The organism is Nocardia huaxiensis (genome assembly GCF_013744875.1).
Lineage (GTDB): Bacteria > Actinomycetota > Actinomycetes > Mycobacteriales > Mycobacteriaceae > Nocardia > Nocardia huaxiensis.
The window spans coordinates 5,625,172-5,643,952 of record NZ_CP059399.1; the positions used below are offsets into that span (position 1 = coordinate 5,625,172).

Consider the following 18,781-nt stretch of genomic DNA (forward strand, 5'->3'; position numbering starts at 1 on the left):
AGCTGCTGAAAAGCGTTGAAAGACGCCCCGTTCGGCACATCGTGCGCGAACGCAGCGTCTGCAACATTGCACGCGCTGCAATCTCGCACACCATGCCACGCGCTGGTCACGCTCATCAGTCCTTGCGAACCGTGTACTCCGGTGCGCCGGGCTTCCAGATGGTCACCTCCATGTACTTGCCGTCGATGATCTCCACAGCGGACGCACCGGTGATGTCCGCGCCGTAGAACGGGCGGAACTCCCGGCCGCGTAGATCGAACCCGGTTTCTTCGAAGAGCGCTTCGGCGAAACGCTGATGCAGGGCCACGTCCTGCACGTCGCGCACCTCGCCGAAGAGCTTGGCGTCACCCTCGCCCACCTGTGTGTCGACGGTGGCGGTGTGCAGGCAGAAGCGCGGATCACGGGCGAGATCCCGGAATTTGGTGGTGCCGGGCATACCGGCCAGCCACAGACCGCCCTCGAAGAAACGCGGTTCCATCGGGCTGATCCGCGGCGAGCCATCCGCGCGCAGCGTGGCCAGCATGCACAGATTGCCGGTGGCGGCGTGACGGCGGGCGAAGATCTTGGAGATGCGGGGAGCGGCTGCGGCGAACTCGTTCCAAGACGTCATGACCCGACGGTACGCCCGGCCTCCGACAGGAATGTCAGATCTTCGACGCCGACTGGTCGAAGGTGAAGACACCGTTCGGGTCGTAGCGGCGGGCCGCCTCGAGCAGGCGGGCGGCATTGCGGCCGTAATAGGCGTTCGCCCAGTCGGGTAGGTCGGCGTCGATGTAGTTGACGTAGGCGGTGTTTCCGACGAGCGCGCCGAGACCATCACGGATCGCGGTGACGGTCGCACGGGCTTCGGCGTTGCTGGAGCCCGCGTAGATCTGCGCGGTCGCCAGCGCCCCGCGATGCGGAAAAGCCGTGTCCGTCGCGCCGATTCGCGCCACCGCCCCGCACAGACTGTCGAGCAGGATGTCGACGCCGGATCGGCCGGTCAGTAGTTCGGTGAGCCGGGCCGGTTCGCCGAGGGGACCGCCCAGTACGCGGGAGGCGGCGGTGAACGAGTCCCGGCCGAGGATGCCACCGCCGTCGGTCCAGCTCGGACGGCATTGCTCCACGGCGACATTCGCGCAGCCGCCGAAATACAGCATGGCTTGCAAGTAGTCCATCGATGCCGTGTAGCGCACGGTCGGCTGGACCCCGGTCGCCGCTATCAGCCTGTCCAGCGCGGTATTCAGATCCGCCTCGCTGCCGACATAGCAGCCGTTGACGCGGCAGGTGGGCGGGCTACCGGCGGAAATGCCGAGGGCGGACCAGAACTCGTCGGGGGCCGTCGGGAGGTAGGACTGCCAGCCGCCGAGGACGTCGGTGAGGGTGCCGCCGGGAAAGAGCAGTTTGCACACGGCCAGTCGCGGCGCGGCCACGGTGCTGAAGGTGAACGAGGTGACCACACCGAAATTGCCGCCCCCTCCCCCGCGTAGCGCCCAGAACAGGTCGGGTTCGGAGTCCGCGCTCGCGACACGCGCCACGCCGTCGGCGGTGACTATCTGTACCGAAACCAGGTTGTCGCAGGTCAATCCGAACTTGCCGGTGAGGACGCCGTGCCCGCCGCCGAGCGTGAGCCCCGCGATGCCCACCGTCGGGCACGACCCGGCCGGTAGACATCGTCCGGCCTTCGCCAGTCCGGCATAGACGTCGATCAGGCGAGCGCCCGCGCCGATCACGGCTGTGCCATCCGGCTGCACCGCCACGGTGTTCATCGCCCCCACATCGACGATCACACCATTGTCCGGCGTCGAATATCCGGCGTAACTGTGACCACCGCTGCGGGCCGCCACCGAAATCTTCGCCGCGCCAGCCACTTCGATGCAGGCTTGCACATCGGGCACGTCTGCACACTGCGCAATCGCGACCGGCTGCCGCGCATCGAACAGCGGGTTGAACGCCAGTTTCGCTGTGCCGTACCCGGAATCGGAACCGAGGAACAACCGGCCCGCGAGCCGTCGGCGCAGCACCTCCCAATCCGGCTGCGGCCCCGCTGCTTCCGGCCCGCCGCGCGCCGGGCCGTCCGCGAGCATCGCGCACGCCACCCCCAACCCGGTCGCCGCCAGCATCTTTCGCCGACTCATCGCCATTGCCGCGTCCTCCCCCGAGGATGTGCCCGGCGCGATCACGCCCGGCACACACGTCACCTTCTATCGTGACTATCGCGGCCCGTGACTGTCACGTTGACGAAACGACTGCCCGGCAGAGAGTTTCGCGGCGCGGCTACAGCAGGCCGTCGGCCAGGCGCGTCCAGTCCGCGAGGACCTGCTTGCGGCGCAGCCGATCCCGGCCCACCATCTCGTCCAGGGTGGCCCCGCGCACCAGATTGATGGTCATCCAGAACGCATTCTCGAGGCGTTCACGCGGCACCTCGATCCGCGCACCGCAGGCATCGAGCAGCTCGACCGTCAATTCATGCTGCACCCGCAGCATCTCCCGGCGCAGCTCGCGATCATTGGCGATGCCGACATACAGCTCCACCGCCGCCTTGCCCAGCTTGCCGGAGAACGGCGCGGTCACGAACTCCACCAGCACCTCTCCCGGCGAGGCCGTGTCCGCGAGGCTGCGAGCCCGGCGCTGCAGCGCCTCCCGCTGCCGCTGCGTCAGATGCTCGATGGTCTGCGCGAACAACTCCTGCCGCGTGTGGAAGTGATGCAACTGCGCACCGCGTGTCACACCCGCCCGCGCGGTGATGTCGGCGATGGAGGCACTCGCGTACCCCACCTCGGCGAGGCTGTCGATCGCGGCATCCAGCAGCAGCGCCCGCGTGCGCAGACTCTTCTCCTGATGCTTGTTCGGGGGCAGGGCGGAAACCACGACGTCAGTGTAGCCGGATACCGAAATTGCGTGCTGTCTTGCACGCAATTGGATGCAGGTCGTAATGTGCTCGACAGCGGCCCCACCTGTCGGCCGCCCCGCACCCGCCATCCGCCGGAGAATGGAAGCCATGCCCGTCGATCGCCTGCTCCCCACCCCCGAGGCCCACGACCTGATCGAGCTCTCCCGCGAGATCGCCGACAAGGTCCTCGAACCGATCGCCGCCGATTACGAGAAGCAGGAACGGTATCCGGACGAGGCCTTCCGGGCGCTGGGCGCGGCCGGGCTGCTGAGCCTGCCGTACCCGGAGGAATTCGGCGGCGGCGCCCAGCCGTACGAGGTCTACCTGCAGGTGCTCGAGGAACTTGGGGCCCGCTGGGCGGCGGTGGCCGTGGCCGTGAGCGTGCACAGCCTGTCCTGCCATCCCCTGTTCGCCTACGGCACCGAGGAGCAGAAGCAGCGCTGGCTCCCGGACATGCTGTCCGGCAACCTCATCGGCGCCTACAGCCTGTCCGAGGCACACGCCGGCTCCGACGCCGCCGCCCTGCGCTGCCGCGCCGTCGCCTCCGCCGACGGCTACCGCCTCACCGGCACCAAAGCCTGGATCACCAACGGCGGCAAGGCCGACTACTACACGCTGTTCGCCCGCACCGGCGAGGGCTCCCGCGGCATCTCCTGCTTCCTCGTGCCCGCCGACCTGGAAGGTTTGTCCTTCGGCAAGCCCGAAGAAAAGATGGGCCTGCGCGCCGTCCCCACCACCACCGCCGCCTACGACAACGCCCTCCTCCCCGCCGACCGCCTCATCGGCGCCGAAGGCCAGGGCCTCCCCATCGCCTTCAGCGCCTTGGATTCCGGCCGCCTCGGCATCGCCGCCGTGGCCACCGGCATAGCCCAGCGCGCCCTCGACGACGCCGTCGCCTACGCCAAGGACCGAGAAGCCTTCGGCCGCCCCATCATCGACCACCAGGGCCTCGGCTTCGTCCTCGCCGACATGGCCGCCGCCGTCGACTCCGCCCGCGCCACCTACCTCGACGCCGCCCGCCGCCGCGACGCCGGCCTCCCCTACTCCCGCCAAGCCAGCGTCGCCAAACTCACCGCCACCGACGCCGCCATGAAGGTCACCACCGACGCCGTCCAGGTCCTCGGCGGCTACGGCTACACCCAGGACTTCCCCGTCGAGCGCTACATGCGCGAAGCCAAAATCACCCAGATCTTCGAGGGCACCAACCAGATCCAGCGCCTGGTGATCGCCCGCAGCGTGGCCAACGGCTGATCTCATAGACTGTCCAGGCGTTGTCCGAAAGGGAGGAACCGGACACGCCTGGACTGGAGGGTGGGCTGACCATTGACCGAGCACACGACTACGCCGGGGTTGCCGGTGCGGCGTGACGAATCCGTGGGGGCAGAGCGGGCGCGTGTTTCCGTTCGGATCATGTGGATCCTCGGCGCCCTCGCCTGGTTTTTCGCGGGGATTGCGGCGCTGGTCGCGGGTATGTTGTCGGCTCGCTTTCGCTGGTTGGGTGTGGTGCCCGTCTGGGGCTGGGCGGCCTGCTGGACTGTGGCGGTGGTGTTCCTTGCCCTCGGGCCGGCGGTGTGCCGGCAGCGCAAGCGGGTGTGGATCACGCTTGCCGCGCTCCTCGGGGTGGTGACGGCGCCGCTGTGGGCGCTGACCTTATTCGCGGTGATGTGGGATGACAACAGCAAGGTCGTTGCCACGACAGTGAGTCCCGATGGGCGGCTCGAAGCCGTCACCGAGGAGTTCTACAACGTCATCGATCCGTCCTGCCGAGTTCGGATTCGGGAGCGTGCCGGCCTGCTGAGTCGGCAGTTCATCGTCTGGAAGCGGATCGAAGCCAGTTGTCCCACGGACGTGTCCTTCCTGGACAACTCCACGATCAGCATCACCCCGGCGGGCAGCCGGAATCCGGTGACGATCGCCATCGACACGGCCCGGATGCAGGGTGCCGACTGATCTCGTCCCTACGACACCTGGGTGTCGGTCGGTTTGGGTAGCGTCTGGGCTGTGGAAACTGGGGCACGTATTCAAGAGCTGGCCGATCGGATCGTGGCGCTGCGGGAGGCCTACTACCAGGGCGAACCGCTCGTCGCCGATGCGGACTACGACGCGGTCGAGGATGAACTACGCGGGTTGATCGACGCGCATCCCGAGCTGGCGCCGGATCCCAATCCGTTGGAATCGGTTGGGGCGCCAGGGGTTCTGCACGCACCGGTGCGGCATTCGCGGCCCATGCTGTCGCTGGAGAAGTCGACGACGCCCGAGCAGGTGGCGGCGTTCTTCGACCGGTTTCCAGGGCAGTCGGTGGTGGTCATGCCCAAGCTGGACGGATTGTCGCTGGCGCTGGTTTTCGAAGACGGGCGGCTGGCTCGGGCGGTGACCCGCGGCGACGGCACCACCGGTGATGACGTGACCATGCTGGTGCGTGCACTGGTCGACGGGGTGCCGGCGCGGATCGACCTGCCGGGGCGGGTGGAGGTGCGGGGTGAGGCCGTCATGCTGCGGTCCACGTTCGCGGCCTACAACACCGCGCATCCGGACAAGCCGTTGATCAATCCGCGCAATGCGGCGGCGGGGACACTGCGGGCCAAGGATCCGGCGACGGTGGCCGAGCGGCGGTTGCAGTTCTTCGGATTCGACCTGGATGCGCCCGAGGGGGCGGCGGTCGACCTGGAAGAGGGGCTCGCGGCGCTGGGGATCGCGGGCGCGCAGATGCGGCACTGCGAGGACGCCACGCAGGCGCAGGCGGCGATCAGCGCAATCGAGCAGGGGCGCAACGCACTTGATTACGATCTCGACGGGGCGGTGCTGCGGCTCGCCGATCGCGGGGCGTACGCGGCGGCGGGGACTCGCTCGAATTCGCCGCGCGGGGCGCTGGCGTTCAAGTTCGCGGCCGAGGAGAAGACCACGCTGCTGCGCGAAGTCGTGTGGGATGTGGGCAAGACCGGCAAGATCGTGCCGGTGGCGTGGCTGGAGCCGGTGTTCGTGGGTGGCACCACGGTCACCAAGGCCACGCTGGCCAATCAAGAGGTGATCCGGGCTCGCGACATCAAGGTCGGCGACACCGTGCTGGTGCGGCGGGCGGGCGATGTGATCCCGTTCGTGGCGGGCGTGCTGGATGCGTCCAAACGCACGGGCGAAGAGCTGGAGATCGTCCCACCCACCGTGTGCCCGTCATGTGAGCAGCCGGTCACCGAGCAGGGCAATAGCCGGGAGTTGTTCTGCACCAATGTTTCCTGTCCGGCGCAGACGGTGCGCAGGCTGATCCACTGGGCCTCGCGGGCCGCAGCGGATATCGATGCGATCGGTCAGGTGTGGATCGAAAAGCTCGCTGAGGCGGGCGATTTGGAGAATCCGTCGGACTTCTACACGCTGACCAAGGAACGTCTGCTCGAATTCGACCGCGTCGGTGAGGTTTCGGCCACCCGCATGATCGAGTCGATCGATGCCAGCCGCCAGGTCGGGCTGCGCCGGGCGCTGATCGGGCTGGCGATTCCGATGGCCTCCGACGGCACCGCCGCCCGATTGGCTCGTGCCGGATTCGCGTCACTGGAAGAGGTCGCCGATGCGGGTGAGGAACGGCTGGTCGAGGTGGACGATATCGGGCCGAAAGTTGCCGCGTCCCTGGCCGCGCACCTCACCCGCCTGCGCCCGGAACTGGAACGGCTACGCGCGGCAGGGGTGTCCCTGGACGTCCGCGAAGAGGACCTGCCTCCGGTCGTGGCGGCGGGAGCACCCCTCGAAGGCAAGACAGTCGTGATCACCGGAGCCATCAGCGACCCGCGATCCGGCGAGAAGGTGGCCCGCCCGACCTTCCAGCGCCTGTGCGAAAAGGCCGGGGCCACAGCAGCTTCCTCGGTGTCGGCGAACACCGACATGCTCATCACCGGCGCGGGAGTCGGCGACAGCAAGCTGACCAAGGCCGAGAAGCTCGGCGTCGAGGTCGTCGACCAGGGTGAGATCTGGAAACTACTGATCGACGCCAACGTCGTCTGATCGACGCTGATCGGGCAGCGGTGTGGAACGCCGCTGCCCGCTGGTGTTCGCGAGATCACTGCTGCCCATACAGGTTTCAGCGCCGACTATGCGCCGATCCGGTCATGCCGCGGGCGGTAGCCCGGCAATCGCACGCTTGAGATCGGCCAGCGAAATCATCCGATCGGCGTCGTTCTCCGCGAGCCCCTCGTCGATCCAGCCACGAATGAGCGCGGACCGATCCATCCCCCGCTCGTCACAGATGGCCTGAATCGCTTCGCGCTGCCGACGGGTGAGCCGAATCGTGGTCACCACCAGGATGTCCTCCGGATCCTCCGGAACCGGCGGCAACTCCGGCACGGCCAGACTGTCGTCGATGACCAGTTCCCCGGCCTCGAAAGCATCCGCCAGGCCCAGGGTCTCGGCCAGGACCTTGGCGTCGTCGTATTCACTACGTCCCGTCATCACCGGCTCTCCCATTCCTCGAAATCAGCGATGTCCTGCGATTCGGTCATCGGTTTGGCCCCGATGATCTGCCAGTCCAAGGCGCCCAGCTCGCGCAACGCGACGATGATCGGCTTCCCGTCCCGCGTGCGTGCCCACACCTGCAAAACCCGCAACCCGGTCTTGCTGGTGCTCATGCGCGGCCACCGATACCGGCTCTCCAACGCCTCCACGACCTCATCGGCGGTCAAACCGACCTCGGCCAAGCGTGCCGAGAGCCACGGCAACCATTCATACGGCACACACTCGAGAATACAGCGGTAATACGCGAAGGTCGACGGCTAATGCCTGACGACGGCGATTTCCGCCCCGTTGTTGCTTGTGTCCTTGGAACGCTTGCGCGCGTCGATTCCGGCCATCGCGCGCCGCCCGAGTTCATGGCACGGCTTCTCGATCACGCGGTAGGTGACGGTCGCGACCACCAGCGCACAGATCACCCAGGTGCCCAAGGTGAGCCAGGCTGCGGGAATACCGGCGACGGACGTACTCCACCGGGGCATCGCTTCGAGTATCAGCCAGTGCACGAGGTAGAGGGAGAAGCTGATCCGGCCCAAGAACAGCAGGGGACGTGGGAAGGAACGGCCGCGCAACAGCAGAAAGGCGGCGACGAAGAGGTAGGCGGGAATGATGGTGGTGGGCTGCTTGACCCACGTCACCCAGACACCGCTGTCCGGGTCGAAGAACGGTGGGAGGAAGACGCTGGTCGCGAAGATGGCGCAGAGGGCGAGTCCGAACACCGCCCATCCCTGCCTCGGGGTGATCTCGCCCGATGTCATTCGAAAAAGGACGGTGCCGACGAACATCGTGGCGAAATACACGAAGGTCAGTACCGATGGTCCCGGCTGGTTGAGAACCAATGGGGCAGTGACGAATACGAGCAGCATCGCGGCGATACCCAGGCGCCGGTCACCTGCCAGACGCGCGAACACCACCGCGACCAGGACAGTCACGACCAGGACGCCGCCACGCGTGAGGAGGTTCGCCCCCGCCCCGGTGACCAGCGAGGGCGGCAGGGACATCCCCGGGCCGATCAGTGCGATCGCGAGAACAGCCAGTGGCACCGATCGACGATTGAGCCGGCCGATCAGCAGCAGCGACAGGAACAGGTAGAACCCCAACTCATAGGACAGCGACCATGCGGGCAGGACTATCTGGATGTCCGGGTGCCCGATGAAGAGCTGCGCCATGGTGAGGTTCGTCAGGAAATTGGGCACCGGGGCGGCCAGGAAAATCGGCTTCAGGTCGTACCGGCCAACCCAGTGCAGGATCATCGCCGCGATCAGGCAGACCCAGTACAGCGGGTACAGCCGGAAGAACCGGCCCACCCAGAACGCACCGAGGGACCGCCCACGCTCCAGCGACGCCGGAATGATGAACCCACTGACGAGGAAGAAGACGACGACACCGAACTGCCCCACCCCGAAATGTGCTTGCGAGAACCGAAAGTATTCCGGCCAGAGCCGCTCCGACGCGTGCTGAAACACAACCGCCAACGCGGCCAGTCCACGAAGCGCATCCAAGAACTCGTACCGGTCGCCCCCACCGCGCGGCGCTCGTTCAACTGGTGTGGCAACGGGTCTGTCGACGGTCATCGGCCGACACCCTCGAAGCGCTCGGAAAGAAATATCGGCCAGCAATTCGGGTGAAACACCCGAGATTAGTAGCACGCTGTGTACCACCCCGCAAACGGCCGGTGCCCGAACTCCTCCCGGGTCTGCTGCGAAATCAGTGTGCGCCGGGACCGGACCTCGCATCCGTTGCAGCCCATGCGTTTTCAGGTACAGAGCAACAGTAGCGGCCCTGTCCTCACGGACCGGGCCGCTACCAAGTGGACCTGACGGACCAGCATACGAACCGCGCGGTCCCGGTCGGCGGACCGGACATCATGATCCGCGCGGTGGATACCTGACGGTGATGGCCGCTGTCCTAAGCCGCCTACTTGGCGGTTTTGGCGGCCGTGGGACGTGGCGGGAGCTTACGACCGAGAATTTTCTCGGCTTCGCGACGACGCTCGGCAATCTGCTCGGGAGTGAGCTTCACCCGAGTGACGCGGCTGGACCCCTGCGTCAACGCACTCATCGCTCGCCTCCTCGCACGATTGCTTTGATACGCCACATGTTACGCGTGCCGTCCCACCCGACACCAACAACGAACAGGACCCGCGCGTCGATCACCAGGACTTCTTTCTCCGCGGGCTCCTCGGCGAGGTCGACAGAAAGCCGTGGTGGATGATGTCCTCATCGATCAGCGCATATGCCGAGTCCGCATCGTAGATGTCGTACTCCGAAGCCTCGACTTCCCTCGTGACCCGAACCGCGCTTTCGAGCGGATACTTCGCCAGTCCCGATCTGATCAGGCGAATGCGTCGCTCGATTGCCGGTGTCATCGCGATCTCGCCCCATAACGCCTTGTTGATGGCATCATGCGAGTTGTAGGTGTACGAGCGAATGACATCCGCTTCACTGTCGGTGAGCCGGTCGGCCCGCTGCCCCGCCAGGGCCGTCTCCGCCAGCGGAATCGCGTCGAAGCCGTACTCGTCACCCTCATCCACCACGCCCTGGATCCTGGTCCACATCCCAGCTGGACACGCGGAGATCGCTGACAAGCTCCACCTGACACTCGCTGCCGCAACGTATTCGCGAACGATCGGGCCCGCCGCCACGCGATGCCTCTGAAATCGGAGAAAGCTCTTTCAGTACAACTGAAATACAGGCTCAGCGTTTCCGCTGAGCCTATTTCTGAGTGGGGCGTAGGGGACTCGAATCGGCGCTACCAGCGTTGCAGGACGGTTTTGGCCTGCTGGGTCAGGTAGGTCTGGAGGAAGGGGCCGAAGCTGATTCGGGCTACGCCGGCTTCGGCCAACTGGGCGCGGTCACTGATTTCGGGGATGCCGATGGCGTTGATGGGGAGGGGGAGTTCGGAGGTGAGGCGGCGGAGGGTGGCGTCGTCGTGGCGGCCTACGGGGTAGAGGACGTCGGCGCCGGCTTGGGCGGATAGGTGGAGGCGGGTGATGGCGCGGTCGGTGCGGTCGGCGGGGTTGCCGTCCTCGCGGAGGAAGAGGTCGGTGCGGGCGTTGATCACTACGTGGATGCCGGAAGTGTCCGCGGCGCGGCGGACTTCGGCGATGAAGTCGGCGTGCTCCTGGGGGTCGCGGAGGCGGCCGCCTTCACTGTGGACGGTGTCCTCGAGGTTGAGGCCGATTGCGCCCGCTTCGAGGAGGGCGTCGATGAGGTCGGCGGGTTTGGCGGCGTAGCCGGATTCCAGATCGACGGAGACCGGGATGTCCACGGCCGCGGTGATTTCGCGGACTCGGGAGAGGGATTCGAGGAGGGTCATGCCCTCTTTGTCGGGCTTGCCGAGGGAGGTGGCCAGGGGGTGGCTGCCTACGGTGATGGCGGCGAAACCTGCCTCCCGCACCACGTTTGCCGACCAGGCGTCCCACACGGTCGGCAGGACCACCGGGTCGCCGGGACGGTGCAGAGCCAGGAACGCGGTGGCCTTGTCGGTGAGGGAAGTCATTGCGGGCCTTTCGGATCGAGGGATCTCGGCAACAGGAGGAAAGGTCTACGAGCACGAATGCTCACGCGGTGAAACCCGTACGCCAGCTCGGATATTTCGGCTGCCAACCCAGGCCACGAGCCAGTGTGTTGGCGGCACCGCGCTCCCACGCCGCACGACCGGGAACCGGCGCGGGCGCCGGAGCGCCGACCGCGGCGGCGAGGACCGGCACCCATTCCCGGCCGGGCGCGGGCTCGTCATCGACGATATTGACTGTGCCGCTGGGCCATTCGAGGGCGGCCACGGTCGAACCGGCCACATCCTCGGCGTCGAAGATGTTCAGCCGCACCGCATCCGCGCCCGATGCCCGCAGGCTCGCCACGCCCTCGGCGGTGCGTGAGGTCCCGGTTACCTGATGACCCGCGCGCACCAGCTGATCCACCAGCGGCCGCCCGATTGCACCGGTGGCTCCTGCCACGAACACTCGCATCCCGACCTCCCGACACTCTCCCACTCTCAGGCAACGCACTCCCGAGCTCCGGCTGTCCCGACGGTAGTGCACGAATTGCCCGATGGAACGGTCCAATTCGGCACCGACCCGGTGGACCACTCCATTAGAAGTTCGTTGGTGTGTGCGCAGCCGGACCGCTGACCATAGGCCGCATGAGCAAGAAGTACCTCGCCGCGGCATTGCTGGCGGCAGCGGCGGCCGTGACCGTGCTGCCCGCGACCGCGCAGGCCAGCCCGTCCATCGCGTGTGCCTACGACCGCCCCTGCATCAAAGACCTGTACATGACGGATGCGGGACTGTATGTCGGGTGGGATGGGCAGGACAGCTACGACCACTACAACTTCCGGTGGAGCCGGCCGGGGCGGGCGGAGTCGCAGCATGAGATCCGGGGCGGCAGCGCCGGTGGAACGACCATCAAGAATGCTTGGTCGGGGACCACGTACACGGTGAAGGTGCAGGGGTGCGATACCGACTTCTTCGGGTCCTCGACCTGCACGACGTGGGAGGAGCGCTGGATCACCACGCCGTGACACACCGATCGGGGAGTCGAGGGCACCGGGTGTGAACAGGTGATACTGCTTCGGTGACGGGGTCCGGCAATGACATCGGCGACGATCAGGTTCCGGCGTGGGCGCGGCGCACGGCCGGGGAATCCCGGTGGGCGGCAACGGCTGCCGTCGTGGGGATCATGGTGCTGCAGTACTACCTGCCCGAGCGATTCACGTTCGGCCCGCGCTGGCTGGTGCCGGGTATCGGGTTCGTGCTGCTGGTGGTGTTGATCGCGGTCAGCCCGGTTCGCCTCGACCGGGAAGAGGTGTGGCTGCGGCGGTTCAGTCTGTGCCTGGACGCGCTGCTCGGGTTCGCCATGGTGTGGTCGGTGTGGCATCTGGTGGTGGGGCTGGTCGACGGGTCGGTGGCCAATGAACCGGCCGCGCTGCTCACCACCGGGGCCGGCGTGTGGCTGACCAATGTGCTGGTGTTCGGGCTCTGGTATTGGGGATTGGATCGGGGCGGGCCGGCCGCGCGGGCGCACAATCGGCAGGAGTACCCCGATTTCCTGTTCGTGCAGATGCAGAACCAGGCGCTGACCGATCCGGAGTGGGAGCCGCAGTTCCCGGATTACCTGTATCTGTCGTTCACCAATGCGACGGCGTTCAGCCCGACCGATGTGATGCCCATGTCGCGGTGGGCCAAGGCGCTGATGATGGCGCAGTCCGCCATCGCCTTGGTCACCATGAGCCTCGTCATCGCCCGGGCCATCAACGTCCTGAAGTGAAAACCCTTGCTTCGCTCAGCGATTCATGAAGGAGTCGAAGACCACCAGCACTACCGCCACCGCCAGGGCGCCGACCGCGAACTCGGTCGAGGACGCGATGGTGGCAAGGATGACGGCAGCGAGTAGCAACGCCGCCACCGGAATCCACACGAACCAGTCGGGGCGGCCGAAATACCCTCTGCGCGGCGGGGTCCCGCCACCGCGTCCGGCCTCGCGATACGGACCTTGCTCCCGTCGAACGGGACGACTACCTGCTCTGTCCACCGGCGCAGATTACAGCTCGCCCGCAGTCCGTGTGCGACCAGGGAGCGAAATCCCAGCTCACCCTGGGCAACTCAACCGAACGTCCGATAGGTCGGGCCGGTTACTTCAGATTGAGAGCCTTCATTTCACTGACCAGCCAGCGCCCGTCCGGCTGTTCCTCCAGGGTCATGACCGTGGGCACGGTGCTCTTGTTCGGCACGGGCGTCGAACTGTTGGTCAGCTGCTGCGTCATCACCACCACGACGTGGGCGGTGCGACCGTCCAGAGACTCCAGACCACAACGCTTTTCGACGAGACTGCTGCGGTTCTGCACGCTCACCATGACCTCCTTCAGCGAGGTCGCGGTGCCGGAGAAGTCCTTGTGGAACGTGCCCGTGGACGCGGCGAGCACATCGCTGATGTACTTGTCCATCGTGGTGACGTCGTAAGTCGCCATCAGAGTGGCGAAGTCGCAGGCGGCGAGCACCGCCGCATCCCGACGCCCAATGGCCGCGGCCGCATCCGACTGCTGGTCGCGCAGACCGGTGATCGTGGCTTGCCGATCCGTGCTGACAGAACGCTCCTGCGTGTAGAGAACACCGAAGGTGACCGCCAGCACCAACCCCACCACCCCGAGCGCCGCGCCGGCACCGGCGAGCGTGCGAATCAGCCTCCAGCGTTTCCTCGGCAGCTGCATCAGCTCCGGCGTGGGCTGCTGATTCCACGAAGCGCCGGGCGGCATCGCGCCCTGCGGCGGCAGCGCCTGCCACGCACCGGATGGCTGCTGAAGACCGGGCGGCGGCACACCTACCGATGGCGGCACACCCACTGATGGTTGCCCGGCCTGCGGTGGCTGCGGGATGTACTCGGCTCCCGAATTCTGCTGCGGCTGCGGATCATTGCCGGGCGCGGACATGGCTGTTCCCCCTCTGGTCGGTTGCGCCCGAATCTACTGGACGCGTCAACCGACCTTCGAGCCGCCGGGTCCCCGAGAATTACGCGGGACGGCGAGCAGGCATGGCGCAGCAGCCGGGGACGCAGGTGTCGCCGTTGAGCGTGCAGCCGAGTGCGGGCATGGCGCTCAACTTGGCCGGTGCGGCGGCCGACAGGTACTCCTCGACCAAGTCGGCGACCATGCGGGCGAAGCGCGGGTCGGGGCCGGGCGTGGCGGCCCGGGCGAAGGCCATGTTCAGTTCCGCCGCACGCTCTTTCGCCTCATTGTCCAGATCCCAGATGACCTCGAGGTGATCGGAGACGAAGCCGACGGGGCAGACCACGACCGCGTCGACGCCGCGCGCCGAGAGCGCGTCGAGGTGATCGACGATGTCGGGTTCCAGCCACGGGATGTGCGGCGGGCCGGAGCGGGACTGCCACACCACGTCATAGTCGTCGAAACCTGTTGCGGCGGCACACAATCGAGCGGCCTCACGGACCTGGCGGCTGTAGAGTTCACGCTCTTGCGGTGGGCCGGAGGCGAGGTCGGCCGAAGTCGGGATGGAGTGCGCGGTGAAAACCAGGCGCGCTCCACCGCGACGATCCTCGGGGAGTTCGGCCACGGCAGCGCGAATGGCATCGGCGAACGCGTCGATGAACAGCGGATGATCGTAGTACTGACGGATTTTCACCAGATCCGGAGCATCGGCGACCGCCGCGCGCGCCCGGGTGATGTCCTCGTCGTACTGCTTGCACCCGGAGTAGCCGCCCCACGCGGAGGTGGGAAACACCAGGGCGGAACGGATTCCGGCCGCACGCATCCCCGCGACGGTCTCCTCGACCATCGGATGCCAGTTCCGATTTCCGAAATACACCGGCAGATCGATTCCGCGCGAAGCGAATTCGGCCTCGATCGCCTTGATGATGTCGAGGTTCAGCGCATTGATGGGTGAGACCCCGCCGAAGTGCAGATAATGCTGCGCGACTTCGGCGAGGCGCTCGGGGGGCACGCCCCGGCCGCGAGTGACGTTCTCCAGGAACGGCATCACGTCCTCGGGGCGTTCGGGTCCACCGAAGGACAGTAGGAGCAGCGCGTCGGCGCTGCGGGCCTGATCGGTGCCCCGATCCACGGTGCGTGCCTCCTCGTGTCGAACGATCAGTTGCTGCCGAAGCTGCTGTCCGGGAACCACGTGTTGTGGCTGGCGCCGCCGTCCACGTAGATGATCGACCCGGTGGTGCCGGGCAGCCAATCCGACAGCAGGGTCACGATGGACTTGGCGACCACCGTCGGGTCGTCCACATCCCAGCCGATCGGCGAAGCGCCGTCCCAGTACTCGTTGAGCATGTTCAGCTGCTTGGCGTCATCGGTGGCGGTGCCCGCGATGGCCTTGGCGGCGAGGGTCTTGATCGGGCCGGCCGCGATCAGATTCGAGCGAATCTTCTTGGCGGTGCCCATTTCCCGCGCCACATAGCGGTTCACCGACTCGAGTGCGGCCTTGGCCACACCCATCCAGTTGTAGTACGGCATGGCGGTGCGCGGATCGAAGTCCATGCCCACGATGGAGCCGCCCTCGTTCATGACCGGCAGCACGGCGCGGGCCAGCGAGGCATACGACCAGGCCGAGATCTCGAACGCCTTGGCGGCGTCCGGGCCGGGCGCGTCCAGGAAGTTCACCGCGTCCGGGCCCATGAGGGTCTTGGGCGCGAAGGCGATCGAGTGCAGCACGCCGTCCACACCCTCGGGCGCGAGCTCCCGGACCTTCTCGGCCAGTTCGGCGAGGTTCTCCTCGCTGGTGATGTCCAGGCCGATGGCCGGCGGGACCTCCTGCGGCAGGCGCTTGGCGATCCGGTCGATCAGCCGCAGCCGCTCCGGAATACCGGTGATGATCACCTTCGCGCCCTGCTCCTGCGCGACCGCGGCCGCGTGGAAGGCAATGGAGGAATCGGTGATGATGCCGGTGATGAGGACAGTCTTGCCTGCGAGCAATCCACCCATGGGTTGGTCGGTTCTCCTGTTCGAAGGGGGGAAGCCAACTCTCGGGACTCTCAGGGGCTGCGCCCCCGAACCGCCGAGTCGGCCCGGATAGTTCGGGAAGCCTAGTGGCCCATGCCCATTCCGCCGTCGACCGGAATGATCGCGCCGGAGACGTAGCGGGAGTCCTCGGAAGCCAGGAAGCTGATCACCGCGGCGACATCCTCGGGCTCGCCCATGCGGCCGGCCGGGATGAACTTGAGCGCCTGCTCCCGCATTTCGGGGGTCATCTCGTCGCGGGTCATATCGGTGTCGATGAGACCGGGGGCGACGACATTGGCGGTGATATTGCGCGAACCGATCTCACGCGTGATGGAGCGCGCCATGCCGACCAGGCCGGCCTTGGCGGAACAGTAGTTGACCTGTCCCGGCGCACCGATGGAGGCCACGACCGAACCCAGGAAGACGATGCGGCCCCACTTCGCCCGCAGCATGGCCCGATTCGCGCGCTTGGCGACGCGGAAGGCGCCGGTCAGGTTGGCGTCGACGACCTTGGTGAACGATTCCTCGCTCATGCGCATGAGCAGCGTGTTGTCCACGATGCCGGCATTGGCGATCAGCACCTCGACCGGACCCTGGTGCGCCTCGACCTCACTGAACGCGCGATCCACCGACTCCGTATCGGTCACATCGCATTTCACGCCGAAGAGACCTTCCGGCACGCCCGAGCCGCGGTGGGTCACGGCAACCTTGTGCCCGTCGGCGGCCAACCGCTGGGCAACCGCGAGGCCGATACCGCGATTGCCGCCCGTGACCAGCACCGAGCGGGATGTGAAGTTCGACATGCGGATCAACCTACCTGGTCGTCCGAGCTCGCCACTACTCGACTACCCACGTTCGGGCCAATGATTTTCGGTATCACAAACGCAGACGGCGCTCCGAAATCGGAACGCCGTCTGCGATCATGCTCGGCCCTGCCACAGGGCAATTCGCCGCTAGGGCAGACGCTGGCGATACAGCAGGCCGCTGACCACACCTCCGGTGCTGACCAGCAGGCCGAGCAGCAGCCACGGACGGCTGGCGTCACCCATGGTGGTCTCGAAACCGATCTGCTGTTCGAGAGTGTCGTACACCGAGGACAATTCGGTCAGGCTGGAGGCGCTGTAGAACTGTCCGCCCGACAGCCGCGCGACCTCGCGCAGGGCATCGTCGTCCACGCCCACCTCGACGCGGCGACTGCCCTTGCCGTCCTCGCCGGGAATCTCGACCGTGCCGTGCGGGGTGCCGAAGGAGATCGTGGAGATCGGCACCCCCTTCTCCTTGGCCATCCGCGCGGCGACGTATTCGTGCCGGGGATTGTCGAAATCCTCGAAGACCGGAACGGTCTGCTTACCGTCGGACATCAGGATGATGCGTGCCGGCGGCGGCGTCTCGGCACCACCGAGCACCGAGGCGATGGTGTCTATCGCGCTGAGACCGGCGAAGATCCCCTCGCCCGTCGCGGTGCGCTGCGCCAGTTTCATATTGTCGATGGCCGCCTTGACCGCTTCGCGATTCGTGGTCGGCTGCACCTGAATCGCGGCCGTGCCGGCGAAGGTCACCAGGCCCAGATTGATGCCCGGGGTCAGACCGTCGGCGAATTCCTTGGCCGCCTTCTGCGCGACCTCGAGCCGGCTCGGCTCGACATCGGTGGCCTCCATGGACAGCGACACGTCGATGACCATCATGACGGTGGCCCGGTTGCGCGGCACCTTCTTGGCCGCGGTCGGACCGGCCGCCGCGATGGTCAGGAAGACCATGCCGACCAGCAGCAGGGCGATGGGCACATGCCGCCACGGCCGCGGCTGATTCGGGGCGACCTTCTCCAGCAGCTCCATATTGCTGAAGCGCAGCAGATGCTTCTGCCGCCGCCGCTGCATCAGCACGTAGCCCAGCGCGGCCAGCGCGAGCACGGCGAGGAAGCCCAGCCACAGCACGGACGTGAAGTGCGAAATGCTGAAGGGAACGTTCGAAATGCTCACTGTCGCGGCACCTGTCCGGCATTCGGGGCGCCGAAGGTGTGGCGCCTGGTGGACACGAATCGGACGACATCGGCGATCCAGTCGCGGTCGGTGCGCAGCGTCATCACCGGCGCGCCGCAACTGCGCAGGCCCTGCTCGACCCGCTGCCGGTGCCGCTGCGCCGCGAGCGCGAAATCCGCACGCAGCGTGGGGGTTACGCTGAATTCGCGGGTGCGGCCGGTTTCCGGATCGTGCAGCACCACATCGCCGACATCGGGCAGTTCCAGATCGCGCGGGTCCAGCACCTCCACACCGAGCAGATCGTGGCGGCCGGAAATGGCGCGTAGCGAACGCTGCCAGTCGACCTCGCCCAGGAAGTCGGAAATCACCACGGCCAGACCGCGTTTGCGCTGCGGACGGCGCAGTGCCTCGATCGCGCCGCGCAGATCACCGCGCACCCCGTCACGCGCGTGCGGAGTGGTGGCGATCTTGCGCAGCATGGACTGCGCGTGCACGCGGCCGGCGCGGGCCGGAATGCGAATCAGCTGTTCACCATTGGCGACCACCGCACCGATCCGGTTGCCGCCGCCGCTGGTCAAATGGGTGACCGCGGCCGCGGCGGCGATCGCCAGATCGCGCTTCTCGCACAGGGCGGTGCCGAAATCGAGACTGGCCGACAGGTCGATCACCAGCCAGGTCTCCAGCTCGCGGTCGGCGATCATCTGCCGCACATGCGGATGGGTGGTGCGGGCGGTCACCGACCAATCCATCTGGCGCACATCGTCACCCGGCTGATACAGCCGGGCGTCGCCGGGTTCGGAACCCGGGCCGGGGATCAGGCCCAGATGATCACCGTGCAGGACGCCGTCGAGGCGGCGGCGCACGGTGAGTTCCAGGGTCTTGAGCGCGGCCGTCAGCCGGGCGTCGGTCAGCTCCCCCGACCGGAAGGACGGTGGAGCGTGGGAGACATCGCGGGACATCGTCACGGGCGCAACCGATTCCG

At 66.9% G+C, this 18,781-nt stretch carries 21 protein-coding genes; 5 read left to right on the forward strand and 16 right to left on the reverse strand.

All coding sequences use genetic code 11. The features are described from left to right. Positions 1–115: 115 nt before the first annotated feature. From H0264_RS25325 to H0264_RS25335, 3 genes are all read right to left on the reverse strand, one after another. Positions 116–610, reverse strand: coding sequence for a pyridoxamine 5'-phosphate oxidase family protein (locus H0264_RS25325; RefSeq protein WP_181579852.1), 495 nt, complete (start codon positions 608–610; stop codon positions 116–118). 34 nt (positions 611–644) lie between these two features. Next, positions 645–2,123 (reverse strand): FAD-binding oxidoreductase, encoded by a 1,479-nt coding sequence (locus tag H0264_RS25330; protein WP_181579853.1) that lies wholly within the window; start codon positions 2,121–2,123, stop codon positions 645–647. Positions 2,124–2,256: 133 nt separating this feature from the next. Then, on the reverse strand, positions 2,257–2,850 hold the full coding sequence (locus H0264_RS25335; protein ID WP_181579854.1) for a TetR/AcrR family transcriptional regulator: 594 nt from the start codon (positions 2,848–2,850) through the stop codon (positions 2,257–2,259). 130 nt (positions 2,851–2,980) lie between these two features. Between H0264_RS25335 and H0264_RS25340 the strand changes: the two genes are divergently transcribed. The 3 genes from H0264_RS25340 (at position 2,981) to ligA (ending at position 6,862) form a co-directional block, all read left to right on the forward strand. Next, entirely contained in the window at positions 2,981–4,123 is a 1,143-nt protein-coding gene (locus H0264_RS25340) for an acyl-CoA dehydrogenase family protein (protein WP_181579855.1), read from the forward strand. 72 nt (positions 4,124–4,195) lie between these two features. Next, positions 4,196–4,822, forward strand: a complete 627-nt coding sequence (locus H0264_RS25345; RefSeq protein ID WP_181579856.1) for a hypothetical protein — start codon at positions 4,196–4,198, stop codon at positions 4,820–4,822. Positions 4,823–4,873: 51 nt separating this feature from the next. After that, entirely contained in the window at positions 4,874–6,862 is a 1,989-nt protein-coding gene (gene ligA / locus H0264_RS25350; RefSeq protein ID WP_181579857.1) for an NAD-dependent DNA ligase LigA, read from the forward strand. A gap of 102 nt (positions 6,863–6,964) precedes the next feature. Here the strand turns inward: ligA and H0264_RS25355 are convergent, their stop codons facing one another. From H0264_RS25355 to H0264_RS25380, 6 genes are all read right to left on the reverse strand, one after another. Beyond that, positions 6,965–7,306, reverse strand: coding sequence for a hypothetical protein (locus H0264_RS25355; RefSeq protein ID WP_181579858.1), 342 nt, complete (start codon positions 7,304–7,306; stop codon positions 6,965–6,967). After that, on the reverse strand, positions 7,306–7,587 hold the full coding sequence (locus H0264_RS25360) for a hypothetical protein (RefSeq protein ID WP_181579859.1): 282 nt from the start codon (positions 7,585–7,587) through the stop codon (positions 7,306–7,308). Before H0264_RS25360 ends, H0264_RS25355 begins: the two co-directional genes overlap by 1 nt. A gap of 39 nt (positions 7,588–7,626) precedes the next feature. Beyond that, entirely contained in the window at positions 7,627–8,937 is a 1,311-nt protein-coding gene (locus H0264_RS25365; RefSeq protein WP_181579860.1) for an acyltransferase family protein, read from the reverse strand. A gap of 578 nt (positions 8,938–9,515) precedes the next feature. Further along, a complete protein-coding gene (locus H0264_RS25370) occupies positions 9,516–9,899 on the reverse strand; it encodes an ADP-ribosyltransferase (RefSeq protein ID WP_181579861.1) in 384 nt (127 codons plus the stop codon). 215 nt (positions 9,900–10,114) lie between these two features. After that, complete coding sequence (locus H0264_RS25375) at positions 10,115–10,864, reverse strand: isocitrate lyase/PEP mutase family protein (protein WP_181579862.1); 750 nt, start codon at positions 10,862–10,864, stop codon at positions 10,115–10,117. 61 nt (positions 10,865–10,925) lie between these two features. Next, positions 10,926–11,333 (reverse strand): NAD(P)H-binding protein, encoded by a 408-nt coding sequence (locus tag H0264_RS25380; RefSeq protein WP_181579863.1) that lies wholly within the window; start codon positions 11,331–11,333, stop codon positions 10,926–10,928. Between the two features lie 173 nt (positions 11,334–11,506). Here H0264_RS25380 and H0264_RS25385 point away from each other — a divergent pair, with 173 nt between their 5' ends. Both H0264_RS25385 and H0264_RS25390 read left to right on the forward strand, forming a co-directional pair. Beyond that, entirely contained in the window at positions 11,507–11,884 is a 378-nt protein-coding gene (locus H0264_RS25385) for a fibronectin type III domain-containing protein (protein WP_181579864.1), read from the forward strand. A gap of 53 nt (positions 11,885–11,937) precedes the next feature. Then, on the forward strand, positions 11,938–12,630 hold the full coding sequence (locus tag H0264_RS25390) for a hypothetical protein (protein ID WP_231085313.1): 693 nt from the start codon (positions 11,938–11,940) through the stop codon (positions 12,628–12,630). Positions 12,631–12,645: 15 nt separating this feature from the next. Here H0264_RS25390 and H0264_RS25395 read toward each other — a convergent pair whose 3' ends face one another. The 7 genes from H0264_RS25395 to H0264_RS25425 all read right to left on the reverse strand — a co-directional run bounded on the left by H0264_RS25395 (position 12,646) and on the right by H0264_RS25425 (position 18,758). After that, on the reverse strand, positions 12,646–12,894 hold the full coding sequence (locus H0264_RS25395) for a hypothetical protein (protein ID WP_181579865.1): 249 nt from the start codon (positions 12,892–12,894) through the stop codon (positions 12,646–12,648). Between the two features lie 100 nt (positions 12,895–12,994). After that, positions 12,995–13,789 (reverse strand): hypothetical protein, encoded by a 795-nt coding sequence (locus H0264_RS25400; protein ID WP_181579866.1) that lies wholly within the window; start codon positions 13,787–13,789, stop codon positions 12,995–12,997. 79 nt (positions 13,790–13,868) lie between these two features. Next, positions 13,869–14,936, reverse strand: coding sequence for a ferrochelatase (locus tag H0264_RS25405; RefSeq protein WP_181579867.1), 1,068 nt, complete (start codon positions 14,934–14,936; stop codon positions 13,869–13,871). Positions 14,937–14,962: 26 nt separating this feature from the next. Further along, complete coding sequence (gene inhA / locus H0264_RS25410; RefSeq protein WP_181579868.1) at positions 14,963–15,802, reverse strand: NADH-dependent enoyl-ACP reductase InhA; 840 nt, start codon at positions 15,800–15,802, stop codon at positions 14,963–14,965. A gap of 101 nt (positions 15,803–15,903) precedes the next feature. Beyond that, positions 15,904–16,623 (reverse strand): 3-oxoacyl-ACP reductase FabG1, encoded by a 720-nt coding sequence (gene fabG1 / locus H0264_RS25415; protein WP_181579869.1) that lies wholly within the window; start codon positions 16,621–16,623, stop codon positions 15,904–15,906. Positions 16,624–16,773: 150 nt separating this feature from the next. Next, complete coding sequence (locus H0264_RS25420; protein WP_231085310.1) at positions 16,774–17,799, reverse strand: VWA domain-containing protein; 1,026 nt, start codon at positions 17,797–17,799, stop codon at positions 16,774–16,776. Further along, positions 17,796–18,758: a DUF58 domain-containing protein gene (locus tag H0264_RS25425; RefSeq protein ID WP_181585827.1), complete on the reverse strand. Its 963-nt coding sequence runs from the start codon at positions 18,756–18,758 to the stop codon at positions 17,796–17,798. Before H0264_RS25425 ends, H0264_RS25420 begins: the two co-directional genes overlap by 4 nt. Positions 18,759–18,781 lie beyond the last annotated feature (23 nt).

Coding starts and splice junctions, on each gene's coding strand:
- H0264_RS25385 (WP_181579864.1), top strand. CDS start 11,507: ATGAGCAAGAAGTACCTCGCCGCGGCATTGCTGGCGGCAGCGGCGGCC.
- H0264_RS25425 (WP_181585827.1), bottom strand. CDS start 18,758: ATGTCCCGCGATGTCTCCCACGCTCCACCGTCCTTCCGGTCGGGGGAG.
- inhA (WP_181579868.1), bottom strand. CDS start 15,802: ATGGGTGGATTGCTCGCAGGCAAGACTGTCCTCATCACCGGCATCATC.
- H0264_RS25400 (WP_181579866.1), bottom strand. CDS start 13,789: ATGTCCGCGCCCGGCAATGATCCGCAGCCGCAGCAGAATTCGGGAGCC.
- H0264_RS25340 (WP_181579855.1), top strand. CDS start 2,981: ATGCCCGTCGATCGCCTGCTCCCCACCCCCGAGGCCCACGACCTGATC.
- H0264_RS25355 (WP_181579858.1), bottom strand. CDS start 7,306: ATGACGGGACGTAGTGAATACGACGACGCCAAGGTCCTGGCCGAGACC.
- H0264_RS25325 (WP_181579852.1), bottom strand. CDS start 610: ATGACGTCTTGGAACGAGTTCGCCGCAGCCGCTCCCCGCATCTCCAAG.
- H0264_RS25330 (WP_181579853.1), bottom strand. CDS start 2,123: ATGGCGATGAGTCGGCGAAAGATGCTGGCGGCGACCGGGTTGGGGGTG.
- H0264_RS25375 (WP_181579862.1), bottom strand. CDS start 10,864: ATGACTTCCCTCACCGACAAGGCCACCGCGTTCCTGGCTCTGCACCGT.
- H0264_RS25365 (WP_181579860.1), bottom strand. CDS start 8,937: ATGACCGTCGACAGACCCGTTGCCACACCAGTTGAACGAGCGCCGCGC.
- fabG1 (WP_181579869.1), bottom strand. CDS start 16,623: ATGTCGAACTTCACATCCCGCTCGGTGCTGGTCACGGGCGGCAATCGC.
- H0264_RS25380 (WP_181579863.1), bottom strand. CDS start 11,333: ATGCGAGTGTTCGTGGCAGGAGCCACCGGTGCAATCGGGCGGCCGCTG.